The following is a 19,516-nucleotide window of genomic DNA, read 5'->3' on the forward strand; positions in this document are numbered from 1 at the left end:
GTATTCGTGAAAAGCTGGATGCCTACTTGTCTTGCATGGATGGAGGAACCACGTTACGCCCGGCTGCTGCCGAATGTCACGTGTCCCTGAAAACATCGTTTTATCTCCGTCATCGCCTGATGGCAGTGGTTGAAGCCGACACAACAGGTCAGTTGTCGGGTATCTCGGAAATGGATGAAACCTTTTCCCGGGAATCCCGCAAAGGGCAGCGGGGGCTGGGTGCTGCAGCCCGCAAACGAGGTGGTCGATCCAGGCGCAAGAAAAAGCCGTCGGAGAATGCCAGTGAAAAGTCAGGAACAATCAGAAAAATTCCCGTCATGGTGGCCTGCGACCGTCAGCAACATGTAACCGATGCCGTTCTCGAACATGTGAGTAACGATGAACTCTTCACGCAACTGGCAGGACGGATTTTACCAGGCAGCACCCTGTGCACGGATGCTCATCTGTCCCATGAAAAACTGGCAGACCAACTCAACGTGACGCTGAAAGAGTTGGTCACTACGGCAGGCCAGTATGTGCGAGAGGAGGTTTATCACATCCAGACGGTCAACGCTTATCACAGTGAGCTCAAACGTTGGATCAATGGTTTTTTCAAAGGTGTGGCAACGAAATATTTATCGCGCTATTTGGGGTGGAAGCGATTTTTAAAGACACATATCTTCTCAGAAGAGAGTTTGTTAGATCAGGAAGCGTCCCATTGGCTCAACCCACAGTTAGTGTGAACAGAGCCCACGTTTACGTAATAAACCTAATTAACTGAAGTTACGCACTGAACATCAAAGTTTGGCATTATTACCGCCATGAGACATGACCTAATCGAACTGTATTCTGACTATTTGCTTTCATCCTATGGCAAGACCACAGCCACAGGTTTGTTGTCAAAATGCCCTGAAGTTCCGCTATGTTCTCGCGGATAGCTGGTCCAGCTCCAAAGAAAACATGCATTTTGTTCATCAGGATTGTGGTAAACATTTCCTGATGGCCATGAAGTCAAACCGGCTGGTATCCCTCAGTCTGGAAGATAAAAAGCAAGGCCGATCACAACGCATAGATACTGTGAATTTCATGGAAGATAAGCCTGTCACAGGCTGGATAGCTGGAGTCAATTTTCCTGTTCTGCTATTCCGCCAAGTCTTTAAAAACAAGGATGGCAGCACAGGCATACTCTATCTGGTGAGCAGCGATCTGGATTGTGACGCCGAGAGCTTGAAAACGATCTACAAAAGACGGTGGAAAGAGTCCGTTAGGAACTGGTGTTAACAGAAGTCTTCCATAAAACCCTGAAATCCAATGCGGCCATGGCCAAGTCGCCAGCCCATACTGTCAGAACCCAAAGCAATCATATTTTTCTATCGATTTACTCGGCCTTCCGACTGGAAGCCCTGTCGTTAAAGCCGAAGATGAACCATTTTCAGCTCAGAGCGAAAATCTATATGTCTGCTCTGCAGGCATCGTTCAAGCAGCTACGATCATTCGTAGCTGCGTAACTTCAGTTACAATGTTAAACACGACACCCTGCTCGTCACAAGCCTCTACATTCACAACGGCCGACACGATCACGGCTCCTTCAAATACCGCGTGATCGACAATGCCAGCAAAGTGATGTATGACCATCTGATTAACGCCTCAAGCCAGTCAGCCAACGAGCTGGGGTGGGGACACTCCTTTGTTTATATGCTGGCTGCTCGCCATGGCCACCTCAATTATGAGACGGACATCGGTGGCACGGAAAATGTGATCGGCACTGCATTCCGTGACAACATAACCGGCAATAACGCCAACAACTATCTGGACGGTGGCAAAAACCGTACAGGCAGCTGGGACGACAATGTGAATGGTGGTGCTGGTGACGATGTGATCGTCGTCAATAACATCAACGATTTGGCCAGCGGTGATGGCGGCAGCAACATTCTGATCAACCGTATCGCCGCAAAAGACCAGAGTGCGACTCACCGCCTTTTCGCCACAAAACTGGGCAGCATTGAGTTCTCTAATGTTGAAACCACACTCAATAGTGAAACGTCCTCAGCATTCGTCTCTTTTGATCGCCTGATGACCGGTGAAGGCAATGACACCGTTCAAGGGGATGAGCGCGCCAACCGGATCAATACCGGCGAAGGCACCAATGCCATTCATGCCGGTGCAAGTAATGACATTCTGGAAGCCGGAAAGGACAGCACCAACATCTTCAACGGCGAAGATGGCAATGATCTGTTTGACCTGAGAGCAGAAAACTCCACCACCACAGCAACAGGTGGCCATGGCGCGGTGGTGCAGGAAAAGCCACCATTGATGGAGGTGAAGGTCTGGACACCTATATCTATCAGGGAAGCGGTCGCCTGTTCCTTGATCTGGAAAAGAGCGAAGTTCAGATCAGTCAGGATCTTCAATATGATGCAGACGACAGCAATAACATTCTCAGCAGTGTGACCGGTGTTGAACGCTTTATTGGTGGTCAGGGCTGGGATGCCATGAAAGGCGATGAAGGCAAGAACATATTGAATGGCGGCGGGGTTGTCGACAACCTTCATGGCCGCGGTGGTGACGATGTTTTTGTAGTGGATACCATCAATGGCCACGACCAGGGACTTTTATCCAACAGGCACAAAGGCCAATACTACGGTGGCGACTGCACAGACACCGTGAACTACGAAGGCCTGAACTCTGCCGACTATACCCAACAGACCTCTCCTCGCTTAACGATTAACCTCGGAGGGAAAAACAGCACATCTGGTGAAACTATTCTGAATACCGGAGAAAAAGGTAATCAGACCCTGCATAGCCTGCACGATATTGAGCACTGCCACAGAGGCCAAACGGTGCTTCTCAGGATAGCCTGTACGGGCATCTATAAGGTGAGAAAAATACACACCTTCCACTTCGTAATAGTTCAGGTAATCACCTGACGTTGCAATCCCCCAATTGTCGAGGGTCACAACTGTTCGAATCTGATTATCAAGAACCGGTTCCCGCACAGCAATTTTCCAGGGCTGACCGTCGGGCTTTTTACCCCGCAAGCGAACTTCGCCGCCAACTTCCACCATATAACTGGTAAGCCCAACTCCTTCGAGAGCACGGGCAACCTGATCAACTCCATACCCCTTTGCGATAGAGGAAAGGTCAACAAAAACAGGCTTGGATTTGGTTATTGTACGGTTTTTGCTATCGAGAATCAGTGATTGATAACCGGTTTCTGCCTAAGCACCGTCAGAAATTTCCGAAATATGGATGGCCTGCTCTACTAGATGAAAGAGTGCCGGGCTAGCCGCAAAAGCTTCGTTAACAGGATACTTGTTCAAGCGCATAATTTCTGAATCAGAAATATAGGTGGACATCCCCTGGTTGACCTGATTAAGAGTATTTTGGATATCAGACAAAACTTCGGAATTATTTGCTTTGTCTGTCACATACTTTACAGACTAGGTTGCACCCATAGTCCGGCCGGCATTTTCGAAAATGCGTTCTTGGGCAGGGCGAAAAATGAAGAAGGCAATAATAAGACAGAGGATCACCCCTGCAAGCAGGGAAAAACGTTTAGACACTGGTCATCCAACATACTGCAACAATATTTCAATGCAAATTGTACAGTCTTGCAGGGAGATCACCTAATATTTGCAAGAAGTGTTTTAAACATCGAGGTAACAGGCCACCTAGAGATGACCTTCATAAAATTGTTAGCTACGATGTTTCTCTTCAATAGCTTTATACAACTCGGTTAATGGCAAAATCATATCCAACTTTGAAAGATCCATATCCTTGCGAGCCGCATGAGATATAGCCTCTTTTACCCACCCAACGCTCTCTCCATCCAACAAAAGCTTATTGTCGGCAATGGAACCTGTGCATTTTTCAGAAAGGGTCTGCATGAGTTTGTCTTCATATGAATACAGATACTTGACTTCATCACTGAACCCATCTTCATCACCTTGATGCTGAAAGTAAAGTTGATCCAAAAGATCAACAGCCAATTGATAATAGGGAGACAATTTCAACGCACCTTGACTGCTGTTTTCTAGCAATGGACCCAGTTCATCGGGAATCTTGTCGGATTTTCCCAACTCATCCAGAACACTCTTCACTTGAGATTCGGTAAGTCTGTTTTCCCTTACATAAATACCAAAAGTCTGCGCTACCATTTCATCTGACACACTGTCTCTCTCAGACAATCCAATAACCAAATCAATCAAAACTGATGGATCAAAAACAGCACGAACATAGCCATCATCTTCAGGCTCTCTAGGAGCCAGTCTATCAGAGCCAGCCCCTTCTGCTCTGACTCCCAACCCTATCTGCTGACCAGCATGGGGCTGATCACGATTAACTCTATAGTGAACAGCATCAGAATTGAGCATATCATTTGGAATGTCAGTTACCTCAGATGAACCGACACTAATATAGGATGATTCAATAAATTCGTCTGACGAAACCTGCCTGTTCTTCAAAGACTCAAAGTTAACATTTCCTCTATTAACATCTGGTGTATATCTGACTTGATCTGTCGAAGGTGAAACAACCTTATGCCCAGCAAATAAAGCCTTAACAGTCTCAAGAAGAGCCTTAGGCACGCTCCAGTTATGTTCTTTCCGGCTGGCAAAAGCCTGTCTTGCTGACTCTACACCCATGATAATCCTCCCTGATTACCCTTTTAGCTTAATAGGCTATGAATAGACGTCCATAAAAAAGGGTCGGCAAAGCCGACCCTTTCTGAATGCCAGACCAGTGAAATTGGTTAACCACCAAAGTCATCAAGCAGGATATTTTCTTTTTCTACACCCATATCTTCCAGCATCTTGATAACTGCCGCGTTCATCATGGGAGGTCCACACATGTAGAACTCACAGTCTTCAGGGGCAGCATGATCCTTAAGATAGTTCTCAAGCAGAACATTATGGATAAAGCCGGTTTTACCTTCCCAGTTATCTTCAGGCTGAGGATCAGACAGAGCCAAATGCCATTCAAAGTTGGGGTTTTCTTCCGCCAGCTTGTCATATTCTTCGGTATAGAAGGCTTCACGCAGAGAACGTGCTCCATACCAGAAGGAGATCTTACGTGTAGAGCTCAGGCGCTTAAGCTGATCAAAGATGTGGGAACGCATAGGCGCCATACCAGCACCACCACCCACGAACACCATTTCAGCATCGGTATCTTTGGCAAAGAATTCACCAAAAGGACCGTAGACACTGATTTTGTCACCAGGCTTCAGGCTAAACACAAAAGATGACATCTGACCAGGAGGCACATCCATACCCGGAGGCGGCGAAGCAATCCGGATATTGAACTTCAGAATACCCTTCTCTTCTGGATAGTTCGCCATGGAGTAAGCACGGATGACCGGCTCATTTACCTTGGACTTGTACTGCCACAAGTTAAACTTGTCCCAGTCACCACGGTACTCTTCGTCAATATCAAAGTCTTTGTAATCAACTTCGTGAACCGGAGTTTCCAACTGGACATAACCACCGGCGCGGAAATTAACGTCTTCACCTTCAGGCAGTTTCAGAACCAGCTCCTTGATGAAAGTGGCAACGTTGTTGTTAGAAACAACCTCGCATTCCCACTTTTTCACACCAAACAGCTCTTCCTCAACTTCTACCTGCATGTCCTGCTTAACAGCAACCTGACAGGATAAACGCCAACCTTCACGCAACTCACCACGAGTAAAGTGCGGCTCTTCAGTAGGCAGTGGAGAGCCACCACCATCGAGAACCTTACACTTACACTGGGCACAGGTACCGCCACCACCACAGGCAGATGGCAAGAAAACACCGTTGCCAGCAAGAGTCTGGAGCAGTTTACCACCAGCCGGAACCGTTACACTCTTTTCCGGGTCATCATTGATGCCAATGGTGACATCTCCTGTGCTGACCAGCTTGGAGCGGGCCGCCAGAATAACCAGAACCAGAGCGAGTACGATCACGGTAAAGAGGGCAACGCCCAACATTATGATCTGTTCACTTCCCATATTTCTGCTCTCCCCTTACAGCTGGACACCAGAGAAGGACATGAAGCCAAGAGACATCAGTCCAACTGTGATAAAGGTAATGCCCAGCCCGCGCAGGCCCGGAGGCACATCGCTGTACTTAAGCTTTTCACGAATACCGGCCAGCGCTACGATGGCCAGCATCCAGCCAACACCGGCGCCAACGCCATAAACAACACTGTCTCCGAAGGTGTAATCCCGCTCAACCATAAACAATGTGGCACCAAGGATGGCGCAGTTTACAGTGATCAGTGGCAAGAATACGCCCAGGGCGCTGTACAAAGCAGGTACATATTTATCCAGAAACATCTCCAGAATCTGAACAACCGCAGCAATAACACCGATATAAGTGATATAACCCAGGAAGGTCAGATCAACGCCTTCAACCAAAGCGCCTTCTTTTAATACATGCTGGAAGATTAACTGGTTCAACGGCACAGTCAGTAGTTGGACTACGACAACAGCGACACCCAGACCAAAAGACGTTTGGATCTTCTTGGAGACAGCCAGGAAAGTACACATGCCCAGGAAAAACGCCAAGGCCATGTTTTCAACAAAAACCGCCTTAACGAACAGACTCAGATAATGTTCCATATCAGTGAGCCTCCGAAGCAGTGTTGTGAGGAGCCATCTTCATCTCTTCAGCCTCTACCTGATCAGTCTTCCAAGTCCGCAGCGCCCAGATAAACAGGCCGATCAGGAAGAACGCACTGGGAGCCAGCAGCATCAGACCATTGGGGTTATACCAACCACCGTTGTTTACCGTTTCGAAGATCACAACTCCGAACAGTTTGCCGGCACCGAGCAATTCCCGGAAGAACGCAACAACCAGCAGAATCACACCATAACCCAGACCATTACCGATTCCGTCGATAAAAGAAGGCAGTGGCGGATTCTTCATGGCGTAGGCTTCCGCCCGACCCATAACGATACAGTTGGTAATAATCAGGCCAACAAATACAGACAACTGCTTGCTGGTCTCATAGGCATAAGCCTTGAGTACCTGATCCACAACAATAACCAGTGAGGCAATGATGGTCATCTGTACGATGATCCGGATACTGCCGGGGATGTGGTTACGAATCAGGGAAACAAACAGGTTGGCAAACGCTGTCACCAGCGTCACTGCCACAGTCATCACCAGTGCCGTCTGCATACCGGTGGTAACAGCCAGAGCAGAACAGATACCAAGGATCTGCAGAGCAATGGGGTTGTTGTTAAAGATCGGTGAGATCAGGACTTCTTTGGAGCTAATCGGATTCATATTAAGCCTCCCCCTTCTTCAGGTTGGCAAGGAAGGGTCCAAAGCCGTTTTTACCCAGCCAGAACTGAACAAGGTTGTTCACACCTCGACTGGTTAGAGTGGCACCAGACAATCCATCAATTTCATGAATGGCACTTGGCAGAGCCTGATTCACAGAACCTTTTAGTACTGTGATATCAACCTGACCATTGCTGCCAAAGACTTCCTTTCCCTTCCAGCTGGCTTTCCACTTGGGGTTATCGACCTCACCACCCAGACCAGGTGTTTCAGCATGAGAGTAAAAGCCAAAGCCAACGACAGTTTTCAGGTCTGCATCAAGCGCCATGTAACCGTATAAGGTGGACCACAAACCATAACCATGAACGGGCAGGATCAACGTTTGCAGCTTTCCATCACGCTGAACTTCATAGATTTTGGCAAGCTTCGCCTGACGCTTGATCTGTGCAGTATCTTCTTGTGGGGTCAGAGTTCGTGACTCAGCAGGGTTTTTGGCCGCATTTCGCTGGTCATACGTCACAGCATTCATGCCAGACGTATCAAACTTACCTGTTTCGACATCCACCAGTTTTGGTGTGACTTCCTTGAAGCGAGCAGCAATTTCATCGCGGCTCAAGGCCTTGGGATCAGCAACCAGACCGGAGATAGAGAGAATATTCTGTTGAACATCCAGCAGTTTGTTCTCATCCTGACGCGGTTTCAGAAAAACAGCCGCACCAGAGACCAGCACTGAACACACTAGTGACAGGCCAATGGTAACCGCGAGGGTCTTTTTAATCGTATCGTTATTAGCCATTAAGGCGAGCCTCCCGGCGCTTGATGTTAGCCTGAACGACAAAGTGATCAATCAATGGCGCAAACAGGTTCGCAAACAGAATGGCAAGCATCATGCCTTCAGGATACGCAGGGTTGATAACACGAATCAGTGTCACCATCACGCCGATTAGAATACCGAAGAACCAACGACCCGTATGAGTCATAGACGCTGATACAGGATCTGTGGTCATGAAGATCAGGCCAAAGGCAAAGCCACCTAGAACAAAGTGCCAGTACCAGGGGACAGCGAACAGAGGATTGGTATCAGAGCCGATGGCATTGAATACCAGTGTCATAGCAACCATGCCAAGAACAGTACCTGCGACGATACGCCAGGACGCAATGCCCATGATCAGCATGACTGCACCACCTAGCAAAATTGCTAGAGTCGATGTTTCTCCCACAGAACCCTGAATGCTTCCGTAGAAAGCATCAAACCAGGTGATTCCATTCTGCATCAGAGCATCAACACCGCCCTGTGACGCCAGGCTCAGTGCTGTTGCACCGGAAAAACCATCAACGGCAGTCCAGACTGCATCACCCGAAAGCTGGGCGGGATAAGCAAAGAACAAGAAGGCTCGGCCAGTCAGCGCAGGGTTCAGGAAGTTTTTACCTGTACCACCGAATACTTCTTTACCAACTACAACACCAAAAGTGATCCCCAGGGCCACTTGCCATAAAGGCACGGATGGAGGAACAATCAGGGCAAACAGGATAGAGGTAACGAAGAAGCCTTCATTGATTTCATGCTTACGAATGGTGGCAAACAGAACTTCCCAGAATCCACCCACCGCAAAGGTAACGGCATAAATCGGTAGAAAGTAAGCGGCTCCATAAATCATGTTATGGAGAAAATTCGCAGGATCGTGACCAACAAAGAACCAGCTATGCCAGTCTGTCGGAGCAGACAAGCCACCGGCAATGGCCATGTTGGACTGATAACCTACGTTCCACATACCAAAAAGCATGGCCGGAAAGGCACATGCCCATACGGTGATCATAATCCGCTTGAGATCAATACCATCACGAACATGGGAGCTGGTATGAGTGACGCTGGGTGGACTGTAAAGTCCAGTGTCTATCGCCTCGAACAAGGGATAGAACTTCTCATATTTTCCGCCCTTCTCAAAATGAGGGGCCAGGCTGTCTAACAGTTTTCTCAGCACGTGGGTTATCCCTCTTGCTCAATTCGGGTCAGATTATCCCGGAGAATAGGACCATACTCATATTTGCCAGGGCACACATAAGTACACAGTGCCAGATCCTCTTCATCCAGCTCTAAGGCGCCTAACTGACCAGCGACTTCGATATCACCAACAATCAGGCTACGCAGTAGCTGTGTAGGCAAAATATCCAAAGGCATGATTTTTTCGTAAGAGCCAACCGGCACCATGGCACGCTCACTACCATTAGTTGTGGTCGTAAACGGAAATACCTTCTTCATCAAGCCGGAGAGGTAAGTCGGCATCACGGAATGGCGATTCAAACCTGGCGAGAAGTAATGAAGGAAAGGACGGTCACGACCTTCGGCGAGTACAGACACCTGATTATGGTAACGCCCGAGGTAAGCAAAAACGCCATGGGCTGTACGGCCACCCAGAACGGAACCGGATACAACACGGTTCTCGCCATTCTTCAAACCATCGGCAGTCATCTCATCGAGGTTTGCACCCAAACGGGTACGAACAATGCGAGGTTTCTCAACCTGAGGACCAGCAATAGACACAACGCGAGCGGGATCGATTTGTCCGGTAGTAAAGAGCTTACCGATAGCAATCACATCCTGATAACCCACACTCCACACCATTCGCTCAGCGCCCGCAGGCTCGAGGAAGTGAATATGAGTGCCCGCGAGACCGGCTGGGTGAGGGCCGGCGAACTCTTCTACCTTGGCAGGGCCTGCAGGGATATCGGCCCCTGGAGCCTTACAAAGGTATACAGCACCATCGGTCAGCTGCTTAAGAACAGTCAGGCCGTTTTCAAAGGCCTCTTTCTGCTCAGAGATAACCAGCACAGGATCAACCGCCAATGGATGAGTATCCATAGCGGTTACGAAAATAGCGCGGGGGGCAGATCCAGGCGCAGGAACTTTGCTGAATGGTCGGGTGCGAAGTGCCGTCCAGAGCCCTGATTCAACGAGCTGGTCGGCAACCTGCTTACGTTCAAGGGAACTGAGCTGGTCGGCAGTAAAGCTGCTGAAGGTTACAGTTTCGTCACCTTCAACATCAATCACTACGGACTGTAGAACACGCTTTTCACCACGGTTCACGGCAGAAACCACACCACTTGCAGGCGCTGTGTATCTGACACCTTCTGTCTTCTTGTCGGTAAATAACAGGTCTCCAACCCGGACCCGATCTCCAACTGACACCGCCATTGTTGGCTTCATGCCAACATAGTCAGGCCCGACAACAGCGACAGAGCGTATCTGCACACCATCCTCGATAACCTGCTGCGGCGACCCGGAAATCGGCAAATCCAGGCCCTGTTTAATTTTGATCATACGTAATACCCAACCTGGTATATGCAGGAGTTTCACAAAAACTGGTGATAACTGGCAAACACTGAACTGTTGTTCTATTTTTCCGCCCGCCTTGGTTTACCAAATTCTCGTGAGTGTTTTGGCAAAAGTCTGGAAACGGTGTTCAGTGAAAGGGTGACAGATATACGGATAAACCAAGTATCCCAACACCAAGTTTCACCCCCCCATGTATTCCAGCGGCGATTATAATGACCGAAGCGTCAATATTCCATATGGAATTAAGGGTTTAGAGCTGCAATGACAGGATTCAACAGAATAAATGACAGCAAAATTCCAGCTTTACGCGAAAGAACGATTCGGACAATTCAAGTGGTTGGCGTGCCTGACCGCTACAATTGCCCTTTCTCTACACGTAGTCAACGCTCCCGCAGACTTTGCCTCATCGTCGTTAGAAGTTGTCGCAACACCTGAAGAACCAGCACCTAACAAGGAACCTTCTGCCTTAGCAAGTGAGCAGGTCAGCAGGGAAAGAGAAGACGCTGAAACAGAAGACAACGCAGTTCAGAATTATGAAGAAAACCCTTCTGAAATATTTCTTCAGGAGGCTATGGGCTACCAAGTAGTAGATACAGATGATGGCCCAAAACTTATTTATAACCAATCGATGGATCAAACTCTTCAGGGGCGACTGAAACTCAATCCACTTACTGCAACTTACGCTGAACTGGAAATGCAGCATGTGCAGAGAGTTTTTCACGAATTCCTCTCTACACAACTGACGCCAGCCCAGCGGAAACTGTTGCAACTTCATTTAATCGATGAACTTACCCAGTCCCCTTTAACTGCAGCAGCCAATATGGCTAACGAGTTAAACAATGACGACCTATCCCCTGAGAGCACGGCCTTTTTGGCAAAGATCGCCATAACTCTCTATTACTATCGATCTTATATTTACATGCCCCTTGTGGAGTTTTCTAACCATTCGCTAGACGCTGGCCAGGAAGGGATAATTATTCCCCAGATCATTACCATGACCCAGCACATTTTGAATCAGTACCCACAGGCAAAGCCTTTCCTTAATGCCCTGCTTGTTGCTCCGGTTGTCGGCAATCTCGCTTATTACAGCTTGGCTAAAGAGAACACACCCATGGCGCTGGCATCAGGCAGTTATGCGGCCATGCTGGGGCTTTCTGCCCAGATCTCTGCCGGCATACTCAGCAGACACACATCCTTTAACAGTTACGCTGCCGGCATGTTTGCCGGCACCTATAGAAACTGGCAGCAAAGCAATTACTGGTCGGTGTTAATGGATGGGCTGTTTACCCTGCATTATGTAAAAAACAAGCGCCCCCTGATCTGGACCGCAATGGGTGCCATGCTCCTGTACTCACTAAATATCAAACCGGGCAACACCTCAGCAGCCCAGTTACTTAATCCAAATTTCATGATGCCTATTATTCTTTCGGCATGCCTGACAGAAGACTGGGGGTCTCGTTTCTTAACCGGTTTTACGCTGTTGTTTAATCAGTATGCGCTCTACGCAACCAGAGACTACTTCCTGCTGGAGGGTAAAATCACAAGGAGAAACCAACCTTACTGGGGTGGTTTAGTGGGAGCAACAAGCGCGCTGGCATTAACAACCTATATGTACTGGAATGAATTCCCAACCATGAAGCAAGCCGTAAGTGGTATTTCTTCATTAACAACCGAACTGGGGGAATGGGTTGGCTACCTGACATTTATGAAGGGCGTTATGCGACCAGATTGGGAGCGTAGCGGTGTCATCCATTACTTAACAAGAAAATATGTAAGATACTCTCCATTCCAATCTCTTTATCACGGTGAACTCAATGTTGAATCAGGACATAACTTTGGCAGTCAGGCTGAAGCCATAGAAGGAAACCGGCAATCAATCGCAACCACATTAACCGAGTGGATGAGCACTCTTCTGGGTGTCAGCAGAACTGATAGGTCAGCCCCGCACACTCCTGAAGTCAATGATGAAGTCAATGAGCTGGAAGCCCTCAATCAGGAATTCACCAACTTAATAAGGGAAACGGAAAGCAACAGAGAGGAATTATCAACTCCAGAAGATGACGCTGACCCGGAAGAGTCAGCGCCAGATAACGAGTTATCTCAAGAGAATGAATTAACCCTTGGGGAAGACTCTTGAGCTGACACCGGCCATCTCATGGATAATGCGGTTAACCTGACAGCTGTAACCAAACTCATTATCGTACCAGACATAGAGAACAGCGCGTTTGCCATCAACAATGGTGGCTTCGCCATCAACAATGCCGGTATAACGGGAGCCAACAAAATCGCTGGAAACAACCTCAGCAGAATTCACATAATCAATCTGCTTTTGCAGATCGGAGTGCAGAGAACTCCAGCGGAGGTAATCATTCAACGATTCAACATCTGTTTCTGTTTTCAGATTCAGGTTCAGAATCGCCATAGACACATTCGGTGTTGGTACCCGGATAGCGTTACCAGTCAGCTTACCTTTCAGCTCTGGCAAGGCTTTGGCTACCGCCTTGGCGGCTCCAGTTTCTGTGATAACCATATTCAGAGCAGCACTGCGACCACGGCGACTGCCCTTGTGGTAGTTATCAATCAGGTTTTGGTCGTTGGTGTAAGCGTGAACAGTTTCCACGTGACCATTATCAATGCCGTATTTGTCCATCAGGGCTTTCAGCACAGGAGTGATGGCATTGGTGGTACAGGATGCAGCGGAGAGAATACGATCATCCGTGCTAACCATATCGCTGTTTACGCCGTAAACAATGTTTTTGATATCACCCTTACCAGGTGCTGTCAGCAGCACCCGGGATGCACCTGGAGATTTCAGATGCAGGCCCAGACCTTCTTCATCACGCCACATACCTGTGTTATCAACAATAATCGCGTTTTTAATGCCGTAGGCTGTGTAATCGACGCTGTCTGGAGAAGAGGCGTAAATCACTTGTATACGAACACCATTGGCAACGATACAGTTGTTTTCTTCATCAATGGTCAAGGTTCCTTTAAAGGAGCCATGAACAGAATCACGACGCAGCAGGCTGGCGCGCTTCTGCAAATCATTAGCGGCACCACCTTTGCGGACAACAATGGCCCGCAGGTTCAAGCCTTCACCGCCACCGGAACGCTCAATTAGCAGGCGGGCCATCAAACGGCCAATACGACCAAAGCCATACAGAACGACATCCTGCCCTTCACTACGCTCTCCAGAGCGACCGCCAATGACTTCTTTCAGTTCTTCTTTCAGGAAATCATCCAACTCAGCAATTTTATCCTGACGGCGGAACTTCATGGCCAGTTTGCCGATATCGATACGGCATTCCGCCAGATTCAAGCCTGAAAGCTGTTCGAGAACCGCGTGAGTATCGCGGATTGCAAGTTCACTCCCTTCCATCTGCCGAACGAATCGATGGGCTTTAATAATATCAATCACAGAACGATTGATCAGTGGGCGACCATAAACCGAAGTCACCACATGATTTTCGCGATAAAGCCGACCAACCATGGGAATCATGGCTTCAGTCAGAGCTTCACGCTCGATCCATTCATTACGGGTTTCTCTGGTGGTATCGGAAGTCACGACGGGTTCACCTGCCTTTGAATTGCTGCTTCACTCTTTGTTGTCCCGGTGGTGGCAGTATTTTTATCGTGAAAGCGCCCATGTATTTCCTACTGAGCACTTTCGGCTCATGGTTACTTTATCTCCATAAACACCCATGAAACCTGCACTAAACCCACCGGTTTTGTGTGCGGCCATTATCCAGATCACTTCGGCTTTCCGCAACCCAAACCGTTCATTGATGTTTGTTTTTGTTGGATTTGTGTTTGTTTTTATACTACTGCCAGCCAACACCCTCCTTCCTGCTCCTGCGAAGCTGGAGTAATCCTTCGACACACCTTAAAATTCCAGCCTTTCCTCATGACCAGAAAACAGGAAGTTCATGATCCTGACTGACTTTGCGTTACCAGAACGACCAGCGGACAGGCGTTACTGGGGTCAAGCCACCGGTGCTGCCGGTGCCTGCGCAATCTCCGACATTGCTCGCAAGAATCAGGGATTAACCCTGATCATTACTTCAAATACTGAAAATGCTGATCGACTGCAGAGGGAGTTAGGGTTCTTTCTGGATACTGAGGGTCAGGGTAAAGACATTGAACTTCTGCACTTCCCAGACTGGGAAACCCTGCCCTACGATACGTTTTCACCCCACAGGGATATTATTTCCCGACGGTTGAAAACTCTTTTCCGCTTGCCTGCGGTTAAACAGTCTGTCTTGATCGTGCCGGTTACCACCCTGCTCCACAGACTGCCACCCCGCCAATGGCTGCAGGGCAACAGCCTGATGATCAGCAAGGGAGACATATTCGATCGGGAACAGTATCGCCTGAATCTCGAAACCGCAGGCTACAGCCATGTCGATACTGTTTTAACCCATGGCGAGTATGCTTTAAGAGGTTCAATACTCGACATTTTCCCAATGGGTAGTGACCAGCCCTATCGTATTGACCTGTTTGATGATGAAGTCGATACACTGAAAACCTTCGACCCGGAAACCCAGCGGTCTCTGGAAGACATTAATAGTATTCAGCTACTGCCGGCTCACGAATTCCCTCTGAACAAAAGTGCGCAGAACCGGTTTCGTGCTGCATATCGTGATGCTTTTGATGTCGATTATCGCGCCTGCCCCATGTATACCGATATGGGCGAAGGCATTCCCTCGCCAGGCATTGAATACTTTCTGGATCTTTTCTTCGAGGAAACAGAATCCCTGTTTGATCATCTACCCCGAAAAACTCTGGTGGTGACAGATGACAATATACAAAACGCTGTTCAGCAGTTTATTGCCGAAACCGACAGCCGTTATGAAAATCACCGGGTAAATCCTGAGCGTCCCCTGCTTGCTCCGGCAAAAGTTTTTCTAAACGAGAACGAACTGTTTGGGCACCTGCTGGAATACCCTCGAATAACTCTGACCGAAGAAGCTCAGCTACAAAAGGCAGGGAAAGAAAATATCCCTGTGCGCCCAACTCCTGAGCTGGCAGCAGAACCACGTAAAGAACAACCATTGCAAAACCTGCTGAATTTTCTGGAAGGCAACAGCAGAGTGTTGTTTACCGCAGAGTCAGCCGGTCGCCGCGAAAACCTGCTGGATCTTCTTGCCAAGGCCGGCATCAAGCCTGAACAGGTGGATAACTGGCAAAGTTTTGTTCAGGGCTCAGCCCCTATCGCTATCACCACTGCACCTTTGGATAATCCACTCTGGTTTGTTGATCCAGATATTGCCCTGATCAGCGAAAGCCAGCTATTGGGCGGTCAGGTAATGCAGCGCCGTCTGCGCAAAGGCGCGACGGATCATACCGACCAGCTTGTTCGCAATCTCAGCGAACTGCGGGAAGGTGCACCTGTTGTTCATATTGATCATGGCATTGGTCGTTATAAAGGCTTGATGACCCTTGAAGTTGATAGTCAAACTCAGGAGTTTCTTCAACTGGAATATGCGGACGAAGCCAAGCTTTATGTTCCGGTAGCTTCACTTCACCTGATTGCCCGTTACACAGGAACCGATGACGAACTGGCTCCCATGAGCCGACTGGGTAGCGAACAATGGACCAAAGCTCGTCGTAAAGCGGCAGAAAAAGCCCGGGACAGTGCAGCGGAATTGCTGGATATTTATGCCCGCCGTGAAGCCCGGAAGGGTTTTGCCTTTAGCTCTCCGGAATCGGATTACGACACGTTCTGTTCAGCCTTTCCCTTTGAAACCACTCCGGATCAACAAACGGCTATTAACTCTGTGATTGCTGATATGACAGCACCACAACCGATGGATCGACTAGTGTGCGGTGATGTTGGCTTTGGTAAAACCGAAGTAGCCATGAGGGCCGCTTTTCTGGCTGTGCATAGCGGCAAACAAGTTGCCATTCTTGTTCCTACAACATTGCTCGCCCAGCAACACTACGAAAGTTTCCGAGATCGTTTTGCTGACTGGCCGGTGACAACAGAGGTGATTTCCCGCTTCAAATCAGCCAAGCAAATTACTGAAATGAAAGACAAACTGGTAACGGGGCAGATCGATATTATTATCGGTACCCATAAACTGCTACAGCCGGATATTCATTTCAAAAATCTAGGCCTGCTTATCATCGATGAAGAGCATCGCTTCGGTGTGCGCCATAAGGATCGCCTGAAATCATTGCGTTCCGAAGTTGATATTCTCACTCTGACAGCCACGCCGATTCCACGAACCCTGAACATGTCCATGTCCGGCATTCGAGATCTGTCAATTATTGCAACCCCTCCCGCGCTGCGGCTGTCGGTAAAAACTTTTGTCCGCCAGTCTGACGAGCTACTGATTAAAGAGGCGATTCTGCGTGAATTAATGCGTGGCGGGCAGGTGTACTACCTGCATAATGAAGTCAAAACCATCGAAAAGGTAGCCAGTGATTTAGCAGAGATGATTCCGGAAGCCCGTATTGGTATAGGCCACGGCCAGATGCGTGAGCGGGAACTGGAATCAGTGATGCAGGACTTCTACCACAAACGCCACAATGTTCTGGTGTGCACCACCATTATTGAAACCGGTATCGATATACCCAGTGCCAACACCATTATTATTGACCGTGCCGACAAGTTTGGTCTGGCTCAGCTTCACCAGCTACGTGGGCGAGTTGGCCGCTCCCATCACCAGGCCTATGCTTACCTGCTTACACCGCCACCAAGAAGCATCACCAAAGATGCTCAAAAACGATTGGAAGCCATTGAACAAGCTCATGATCTTGGCGCTGGGTTTACCCTGGCAACCCACGACCTTGAAATCCGTGGAGCTGGTGAGCTTCTTGGGGAAGGACAGTCTGGCCAGATTCAAAGCGTGGGCTTCACCCTGTTTATGGAAATGCTGGAACGAGCTGTCGAATCTATTAAGTCCGGTAAAACCCCAGATATTGATCGCCCCCTCGCCCACGGCACAGAGATCAATCTTAGAGCTCCAGCGTTGATTCCAGATGACTATATGCCGGATGTTCATACCCGATTAGTCATGTATAAGCGTATAGCATCTGCTGCAAACGAAGAGACTTTAAGAGATCTCCAGATCGAGCTGATTGATCGGTTTGGCCTATTGCCAGCGCCTGTGAAACAATTGTTCCGTCAAACCAGCCTTCGTCATCGTGCCGAGGCCTTTGGCATTGAACGTATTGATATCGGTGCCCGTGGCGGCCGGGTGGATTTCAACTCCGCTCCAAATATTGACCCTATGAAAATTGTTTTACTGGTTCAACAGCAATCTCACTTGTGGAGACTGGAAGGTTCTTCCACCTTGAGATTGCTTGAAGGGTCAGAAAAGGTTGAGGAGCGCTTCAAGATCACTCAGAATCTTCTGGACAGACTGGCCTGATGCAAGGTGTAACTTCATTGAAGAGAAATAAATTCAGGAAAACGTGGCTGTATTGCGGGCTCATGGCAGCACTATCGCCAATGCTACAGGCTCAGGAAGAAGTCGCCATCATCGATGCTGAAATACAGGAAAAGCCTTCCTGGTATCAGTTCGATGTACTCGTATTTCGCCAAAAAAGTCAACAGGATCAGGAAAAGCTGCCTCCCGCGACGCCCCACAACCTGCCTCTGGATAGCGTGGTTCTTTACAACGAAAAGCAACTGACTATACCAGCCGCTTTTCTTCCACAACCAACACCTCCAGAGGTGCTGATTCCAGAACCAGCCGTAGCAGGTTTGACTAACGACGACGCGACATTAGCTGTACCAGATGACTATCTGGGTCAACCGGTTCCTGCTGCGGCTCCTGTTTTGCAGTCGGAACACCTACCCTCTCTAGAACCAGTTGAACCTATTACTGATAGAAAGCCAGATCTGAATCAGGATGCTTTTGTCCTTCTACCGAAGGATCAATCCCAACTGGGTAAGGCAGCAGGAATACTGCGTCGCTCCAGAGACTACCGGCCACTTTGGCAAAGCAGCTGGCGGATGCCTCTTGTTAAGGAAGGTGAGCCTGTCTCTATTTATATCGCAGCAGGTCAACAGTCTGGCAGCAGTCGAGAGATTGAAGGTGTTTTACAACTCTCTTTGAAACGCTTTGTTCATGCGGATACTGAACTATGGGTGAATACACTTAATCCGGTTCGTCCAATGACGCAGATCCTTGCCGGCGCTCCATTCCTGGTTTCTCCGTTCAAACAACCAGAAATAACTGACATTGTTTTACCTGGCCCTCTTCAGGCTAAGGTTGAAGTTAAACCACAACAGTTACTCTGGCCTGAAAACATTTTAAACTATTCGGCAAGTATGCCCCTGAAATCCAGCAAACGGCTGACACCGGGCAAGTTAGTTTATATAGATAGTCCGCAGGCAGGGTTGCTGATCAGAGTTACGCCATGGGAAAAGCCAGAACTAGAAGAAGTGATTACAGCGGAGCTCGAAGAACTTTCCGGAAGTGAAGAAGCAGCCCCCGTAACTGTTAACTGAGCTGCCTGATCATATGAAATGCATTACCATCATCACTGGTCTCGTAGCGAATGGCATCCATCAACTGATCGACAATAGGTAAGCCTCTTCCGGATACCGCCCAGGTATCCGGATCAGTAGGATCCGGAACCTGTACGCCCTGCACTTCACCCAATGCAGGCATAGCCTTCCCCTGATCCTTCACAACAATTTCAAGAGCCTTGCCCGGCTCAACAAACACATCCACATTCACCAGGCTGCCGCTGCAACCGCCGTAGGCATGCTCAATAGCGTTATTCACCACTTCAACCACACACAACTCAATACGGTTAATATCTTCCGCAGAAAGCCCGGTCATGGCACATACGCCCCGGATGGCCATAGCAACCAGCACTGTGTCTTCTATCTGACTATTGATGCTGAGGGAAAGGCATTGCCCCTTGGCGCCAGTCGGTGTCGAACCACCCTTCCGGGGTTGCTTATCTGTAGATTCTTTCACCC

The 19,516-nt window shown here is 48.7% G+C and carries 16 protein-coding genes and 1 pseudogene; 7 read left to right on the top strand and 10 right to left on the bottom strand.

The features are described 5' to 3' along the window. From QMA35_RS09245 to QMA35_RS09260, 4 genes are all read left to right on the top strand, one after another. Positions 1-722: IS1595 family transposase (locus QMA35_RS09245; protein WP_281646861.1), on the top strand; the 722-nt coding region annotated here is incomplete at its 5' end. A gap of 127 nt (positions 723-849) precedes the next feature. Next, complete coding sequence (locus QMA35_RS09250) at positions 850-1,260, top strand: hypothetical protein (protein ID WP_281646862.1); 411 nt, start codon at positions 850-852, stop codon at positions 1,258-1,260. Further along, complete coding sequence (locus QMA35_RS09255) at positions 1,254-1,487, top strand: hypothetical protein (protein WP_281646863.1); 234 nt, start codon at positions 1,254-1,256, stop codon at positions 1,485-1,487. The genes QMA35_RS09250 and QMA35_RS09255 overlap by 7 nt, the downstream gene beginning before the upstream one ends. A 115-nt stretch (positions 1,488-1,602) precedes the next feature. Further along, on the top strand, positions 1,603-2,430 hold the full coding sequence (locus QMA35_RS09260; protein WP_281646864.1) for a hypothetical protein: 828 nt from the start codon (positions 1,603-1,605) through the stop codon (positions 2,428-2,430). Positions 2,431-2,696: 266 nt separating this feature from the next. Here the strand turns inward: QMA35_RS09260 and QMA35_RS09265 are convergent. From QMA35_RS09265 to QMA35_RS09300, 8 genes and pseudogenes are all read right to left on the bottom strand, one after another. Next, positions 2,697-3,335, bottom strand: a pseudogene (locus QMA35_RS09265) (FAD:protein FMN transferase). 339 nt (positions 3,336-3,674) lie between these two features. Beyond that, positions 3,675-4,622, bottom strand: a complete 948-nt coding sequence (locus QMA35_RS09270; RefSeq protein WP_281646865.1) for a hypothetical protein — start codon at positions 4,620-4,622, stop codon at positions 3,675-3,677. Between the two features lie 107 nt (positions 4,623-4,729). Continuing rightward, positions 4,730-5,962: an NADH:ubiquinone reductase (Na(+)-transporting) subunit F gene (nqrF, locus tag QMA35_RS09275; RefSeq protein ID WP_281646866.1), complete on the bottom strand. Its 1,233-nt coding sequence runs from the start codon at positions 5,960-5,962 to the stop codon at positions 4,730-4,732. Positions 5,963-5,977: 15 nt separating this feature from the next. Beyond that, on the bottom strand, positions 5,978-6,574 hold the full coding sequence (nqrE, locus tag QMA35_RS09280) for an NADH:ubiquinone reductase (Na(+)-transporting) subunit E (protein WP_281646867.1): 597 nt from the start codon (positions 6,572-6,574) through the stop codon (positions 5,978-5,980). Position 6,575: 1 nt separating this feature from the next. Beyond that, positions 6,576-7,244, bottom strand: a complete 669-nt coding sequence (locus QMA35_RS09285; protein WP_281646868.1) for an NADH:ubiquinone reductase (Na(+)-transporting) subunit D — start codon at positions 7,242-7,244, stop codon at positions 6,576-6,578. A gap of 1 nt (position 7,245) precedes the next feature. After that, entirely contained in the window at positions 7,246-8,037 is a 792-nt protein-coding gene (locus QMA35_RS09290; RefSeq protein ID WP_281646869.1) for a Na(+)-translocating NADH-quinone reductase subunit C, read from the bottom strand. Further along, complete coding sequence (locus QMA35_RS09295) at positions 8,030-9,223, bottom strand: NADH:ubiquinone reductase (Na(+)-transporting) subunit B (RefSeq protein ID WP_281646870.1); 1,194 nt, start codon at positions 9,221-9,223, stop codon at positions 8,030-8,032. Before QMA35_RS09295 ends, QMA35_RS09290 begins: the two co-directional genes overlap by 8 nt. 5 nt (positions 9,224-9,228) lie before the next feature. Continuing rightward, on the bottom strand, positions 9,229-10,560 hold the full coding sequence (locus tag QMA35_RS09300; protein ID WP_281646871.1) for a Na(+)-translocating NADH-quinone reductase subunit A: 1,332 nt from the start codon (positions 10,558-10,560) through the stop codon (positions 9,229-9,231). A 298-nt stretch (positions 10,561-10,858) separates the two neighbouring features. On the opposite strand from QMA35_RS09300, the gene QMA35_RS09305 reads away from it, so the two are divergent. Continuing rightward, positions 10,859-12,712 (top strand): hypothetical protein, encoded by a 1,854-nt coding sequence (locus QMA35_RS09305; protein ID WP_281646872.1) that lies wholly within the window; start codon positions 10,859-10,861, stop codon positions 12,710-12,712. On the opposite strand, the gene QMA35_RS09310 is transcribed toward QMA35_RS09305, so the two are convergent. Beyond that, entirely contained in the window at positions 12,689-14,074 is a 1,386-nt protein-coding gene (locus QMA35_RS09310; protein WP_281646895.1) for a glyceraldehyde-3-phosphate dehydrogenase, read from the bottom strand. The two genes, QMA35_RS09305 and QMA35_RS09310, sit on opposite strands and share 24 nt — an antisense overlap. 427 nt (positions 14,075-14,501) lie before the next feature. Between QMA35_RS09310 and mfd the strand changes: the two genes are divergently transcribed. Next, the gene (mfd, locus tag QMA35_RS09315; RefSeq protein WP_281646873.1) at positions 14,502-17,951 is read left to right on the top strand and encodes a transcription-repair coupling factor; all 3,450 of its coding nucleotides are present in this window, start codon (positions 14,502-14,504) and stop codon (positions 17,949-17,951) included. Between the two features lie 62 nt (positions 17,952-18,013). After that, positions 18,014-19,036: a CsiV family protein gene (locus QMA35_RS09320; protein ID WP_281646874.1), complete on the top strand. Its 1,023-nt coding sequence runs from the start codon at positions 18,014-18,016 to the stop codon at positions 19,034-19,036. Here the strand turns inward: QMA35_RS09320 and QMA35_RS09325 are convergent. Then, a complete protein-coding gene (locus tag QMA35_RS09325; protein ID WP_281646875.1) occupies positions 19,029-19,514 on the bottom strand; it encodes an ATP-binding protein in 486 nt (161 codons plus the stop codon). The genes QMA35_RS09320 and QMA35_RS09325 overlap by 8 nt on opposite strands. Positions 19,515-19,516 lie beyond the last annotated feature (2 nt).

The sequence above is a fragment of the Parendozoicomonas sp. Alg238-R29 genome (assembly GCF_947331445.1).
Lineage (GTDB): Bacteria > Pseudomonadota > Gammaproteobacteria > Pseudomonadales > Endozoicomonadaceae > Sansalvadorimonas.

Bases quoted from the DNA above. Each gene is read 5' to 3' on its own strand.
- QMA35_RS09290 (WP_281646869.1), bottom strand. From the start codon at position 8,037: ATGGCTAATAACGATACGATTAAAAAGACCCTCGCGGTTACCATTGGC.
- QMA35_RS09320 (WP_281646874.1), top strand. From the start codon at position 18,014: ATGGCAGCACTATCGCCAATGCTACAGGCTCAGGAAGAAGTCGCCATC.
- QMA35_RS09260 (WP_281646864.1), top strand. From the start codon at position 1,603: ATGTATGACCATCTGATTAACGCCTCAAGCCAGTCAGCCAACGAGCTG.
- nqrF (WP_281646866.1), bottom strand. From the start codon at position 5,962: ATGGGAAGTGAACAGATCATAATGTTGGGCGTTGCCCTCTTTACCGTG.
- QMA35_RS09305 (WP_281646872.1), top strand. From the start codon at position 10,859: ATGACAGCAAAATTCCAGCTTTACGCGAAAGAACGATTCGGACAATTC.
- QMA35_RS09310 (WP_281646895.1), bottom strand. From the start codon at position 14,074: ATGATTCCCATGGTTGGTCGGCTTTATCGCGAAAATCATGTGGTGACT.
- mfd (WP_281646873.1), top strand. From the start codon at position 14,502: ATGATCCTGACTGACTTTGCGTTACCAGAACGACCAGCGGACAGGCGT.
- QMA35_RS09285 (WP_281646868.1), bottom strand. From the start codon at position 7,244: ATGAATCCGATTAGCTCCAAAGAAGTCCTGATCTCACCGATCTTTAAC.
- QMA35_RS09250 (WP_281646862.1), top strand. From the start codon at position 850: ATGGCAAGACCACAGCCACAGGTTTGTTGTCAAAATGCCCTGAAGTTC.
- QMA35_RS09300 (WP_281646871.1), bottom strand. From the start codon at position 10,560: ATGATCAAAATTAAACAGGGCCTGGATTTGCCGATTTCCGGGTCGCCG.
- QMA35_RS09270 (WP_281646865.1), bottom strand. From the start codon at position 4,622: ATGGGTGTAGAGTCAGCAAGACAGGCTTTTGCCAGCCGGAAAGAACAT.
- nqrE (WP_281646867.1), bottom strand. From the start codon at position 6,574: ATGGAACATTATCTGAGTCTGTTCGTTAAGGCGGTTTTTGTTGAAAAC.